This is a genomic window from bacterium (genome assembly GCA_040753085.1).
GTDB lineage: Bacteria > UBA9089 > JASEGY01 > JASEGY01 > JASEGY01 > JASEGY01.
The window spans coordinates 1-3,942 of sequence record JBFMHI010000205.1 but is presented as its reverse complement, the minus strand read 5'-3'; the positions used below and the strand labels follow the sequence as shown (position 1 = coordinate 3,942).

General features: G+C 43.1%; 4 protein-coding genes and 1 other RNA gene. All 5 read left to right on the top strand.

Annotated features, from left to right (window positions below):
* Nucleotides 1-695, top strand: a 695-nt coding sequence (locus AB1797_13475; protein MEW5768596.1) for a multiheme c-type cytochrome, incomplete at its 5' end; no start/stop codon positions are given.
* 515 nt (nt 696-1,210) lie between these two features.
* Nucleotides 1,211-1,603, top strand: coding sequence for a HEPN domain-containing protein (locus tag AB1797_13470; GenBank protein MEW5768595.1), 393 nt, complete (start codon nt 1,211-1,213; stop codon nt 1,601-1,603).
* A complete protein-coding gene (locus tag AB1797_13465) occupies nt 1,554-1,898 on the top strand; it encodes a nucleotidyltransferase domain-containing protein (GenBank protein ID MEW5768594.1) in 345 nt (114 codons plus the stop codon). Before AB1797_13470 ends, AB1797_13465 begins: the two co-directional genes overlap by 50 nt.
* A gap of 157 nt (nt 1,899-2,055) precedes the next feature.
* Nucleotides 2,056-2,322: signal recognition particle sRNA large type (ffs, locus tag AB1797_13460), an RNA gene on the top strand.
* Between the two features lie 266 nt (nt 2,323-2,588).
* The gene (gene speE, locus AB1797_13455; GenBank protein ID MEW5768593.1) at nt 2,589-3,449 is read left to right on the top strand and encodes a polyamine aminopropyltransferase; all 861 of its coding nucleotides are present in this window, start codon (nt 2,589-2,591) and stop codon (nt 3,447-3,449) included.
* The last annotated feature ends 493 nt before the right edge of the window (nt 3,450-3,942 follow it).

Here is a 3,942-nt window from a genome sequence, read left to right as displayed (position 1 = left end):
GCCAAGAGGCCCAGGCAGAAGAGTTAGCTAAGCGCTTTCCGGCCATAGATGTCGTTATCTCCGGCAATGAGGCAGAAGAACCAATAGAAACCCCGATTAAGGCAGGTAAAACCCTTATCCTGACTACCGGCCAGGAAGGTAAATATTTGGGGAGGATCGATCTCAGCCTCGACCGATCCGGTGAGATTAAGGAGGCTCAACTTCAGGTAACGGCGCTTTCCGAAAAGATCCCTGATTCACCTCGGATCGCTTCCCTACTGGAGACCTACCATGAAATTGTCAAGAACGAAGGGCTATTGGAAAAGGAAAAAAGAGAAGAACCTTCACGGGGAGGGGTGTACCGGGGAAGCAAGTCCTGTCAGATTTGCCATAAAGAGGCCTTTAAGATATGGGAGGGGAACCCGCATGCCCACGCTTATGAAACACTGGTCAAAAAGAACCGGCAATTCAATCCTGAATGTGTTCGTTGTCATACGGTGGGTTTTGGTTTTGTCACCGGTTTCATAAATCAGGAGAAAACACCTCACTTAGCCGGCGTTGGTTGTGAAAGTTGTCATGGGGTAGGAAGCAATCATATCCAGAACCCTCAACCTGGCTACGGTCAAATGGAAGAAGCTGATTGCCGCACATGTCATACCCAAGAACAAAGCCCTGAGTTTGATTTTGAGCGTTACCTTAAAGAGATAGAGCATTAACGGCGCCAGTCTAACGTCGACGGTCCACCGTCCATAGCGCTCTGTAACATTAATTTTTGCTGCTTTAGTGGTTAACGAAGATAAACCACGAAGAGCACGAAGTTCACGAAGAAAGTAATTAAGGGTAAGGTAAATGGGATTTAAAAGATTTGTTCTATAATTCTTCGTGTGCTTCGTGGTTTTTAAACCTAAGTTTTGCACGAAATCGAATCTATCGTCTTTTTTTATAAGCCACAGATTTACACGGATGGACACAGATAAGAACTAACTCTCTACAAGAATTTATTCTTGTGATTTTTGTGAGAATCAATGAACATTTTTCTTTAGCATAACTTCTTTAATTTCAAGAAAATAAAATATATTTTGTGTTTATCCGTGTTCAATCTGTGTTAATCCGTGGCTTTATATCTTGAATTTTCTGCAAAAGTTTTTGGTTAAAAGAAAGAGAAACGACTATCAATAACTTATGTTGCATTGCAGTAGTAGGCCACCAAGGGTAAATTGGAGCTCAATTTATGGAGAGAAGTAAAGATTGGATAGAAGAGGCAGAGGGTGATTTAGAACATGCCCGAAGTGATATGGAGCGGAGCTTTTATAATTGGGCCTGCTTTTCTGCCCAACAGGCAGCAGAAAAGGCTTGTAAGGCAGTCTTTCAAAAGATGGGGGCAGAGGCCTGGGGGCATTCTGTTTCGGATTTACTTACTGAATTGTCCAGACATCATAGTCTTTCTGAGGATTTGATTGATGCCGCTCTCGAACTGGATAAGGCATACATTCCCACAAGATACCCCAATGCTCATCCCTCAGGTGCGCCAAGATATCGATATACCAAAGGGGAAGCAAGGAGGTCTATCGAATATGCAGAAAAGATCATCCAGTGCTGTAAGGATATTCTATCCAAGATTTAAAAGAGAAGAGGTCATCGAAAGAATCCGCGCCGGCCTGAAGGCCTTAGGGGAAAATCTACCTCTTGAGTCCGGAATCCTCTTTGGTTCTTATGCGAAGGATAATTACACCGTAGGGAGTGATATAGACCTTCTCATCATCTATAAAGGAAAGAGAAGGGAAGAGATCTATTCCCTTTCTAAGAGGCTACTTGGTATTTTAGGGCTTGAGCCACATGTTTATTGTAGTGAAGAATACGAAGAGATGAAACAGACCATTGATAGAATGGCCAAAGATGGTATTGTGCTCTTCCCTTAAATTGTAAGCGTTCAGCCACTAAGGCACAAACTCGATGTTCGATGCTCGATCCTGGATACTGGATCCTTTACCAGCATCGAAGATCGAGCATCGAGCATCGAGCATCCAGCATCATGTGCTGAACGGTTACTAAAAAATAATTGACAATTGAATTTGGCCGTGCTAGACGGGGAGTTAGCGGTGCCCTGAACCTGCAATCCGCTATAGCAGGGTTGAATTCCTATCCGAGGTTTTTATTTTCTTAGCGGCCGGCCAAGGTAAGTGGTAATGATAATTGGGTCCTGCGTAATCTCAGATTACCCAACCCCGTCAGGTCCGGAAGGAAGCAGCGGTAAGTAATCCTGGGGTGTGTCGCAGGGGGGCCTAATTGGAGCCGGCTGCCTGGGTATCGCCTAAGGAAGTGGGATCGAAGGTAGGTGCACGGCCAGTAATTCAGAAGACAGATATCAGTAACCGTTCAGCCACCAAGGCACAAAAATACGAAGGGAAAATTACTTATGAATTTAGTCTCTTTGTGTCTTCGTGGTAAAAAGGGGTCTGGTTTTTTAATCAATTTTGATGTGCTACTTATTAAAAAGTATGTGTTGTAGAGAACATTAGAGTAATAGAGCAGCAGTTCTGGAACTCTCAGATTTTTCTCAGTGTCTCTGTGCCTCCGTGGTGAGGTGAACGGTTACAAGGAGTTATAACATGCCATTTTGGTTCACCGGAACTTTTTCCCCTAATGCCGGCTTGACCTTAAAAATTAAAGCCGCGCTTTACAGTGGCCGCAGCCATTACCAGCAAATAGATGTCTTTGACTCTTATGATTATGGCCGAATACTTGTCCTGGATGATTGCATAATGTTTACGGAAAGGGATGAGTTTATTTACCACGAGTCGATCGCTCATATCCCACTCTTTTCTCATCCTGACCCACGTGATGTTTTAGTCATTGGGGGAGGAGACGGGGGGACAGTGAGGGAGATAGCCAAACATGATTGTGTGGCCAGGATAGACCTGGTTGAAATCGATGGAGAGGTTATCCAGGTCTCGAGGCGTTTTTTCCCTACCACAAGCTGCGGTTTGGAAAATGAAAAGGTCAATATTATTATTACTGACGGCATAAAATTTGTCAAAGAAAAAAAGACTGAATACGACTGCATCCTGATTGATTCCACTGATCCGGTAGGAATAGCTGAAGGGCTGGTGTCGGTTGATTTTTATAAGGATTGTGCCGAGGCTCTGAAAGAAAAGGGCCTCATGGTCGCCCAGATTGGCAGTCCTTTTTATCTCCCGGAGCAAATAAAGAATATCTTTGGCCGGGTTAAAGAGATATTCCCTATCTCCAGGTTCTTTAGTGTGCCGGTTCCAGGCTATTCCAATTTTGACTGGGGCTTTGTCTGCGGAGCCAAGAGTTTCGATCCGGTAAAGGATTTCCAGACTCAAAGATACCAGCAAACTCGCCTGACCGCTAAATATTATAACGCTGATATTCACCGCCGGGCCTTTTTGCAGCCAAATTTTATCCGACAGTTATTTTTATCTGACGTAAATGATCGCGGATTTTAAAGCTAAAGGTGGCCAGTAGTTTTGTCGATAAAGAAAACAGAACATGAAAAAAACCTGAGAAATTTTTAAATTTTTAGTTGACTTATTTAACGTAATGTGGTAAAATATAAGATAAGTGGTTTTAGTCCTTAATTCGTAACCGTTCAGCCACCAAGGCACGAAGACACGAAGGGGAAATTGTTGATGAAGTGAGTGTCTTTGTGGTAAAAAGGAGGTGGGTTTTTTAATCAATATGTTACTTATTAAAAAGTATGTGTCTTAGAGAGCAGTAGAGCAATAGAGTAGCAGTTCTGGAACTTTCAGAACAGTCTTTAACGACTGGCTTACTGTTGTGTTGAGCTATTAAGAAATAATTCTTTAATCTAGTGTGTCTTTGTGGCTAAACACTTCCCTTAATTCAAAACGAAAGGAACGTGATGAGAAGAAAAAGCCGGCCTTATGCCCCAGGTTTTATGGTTCTGGGAGGTTTACTTTGCTTAATGCCTTTTTTGGG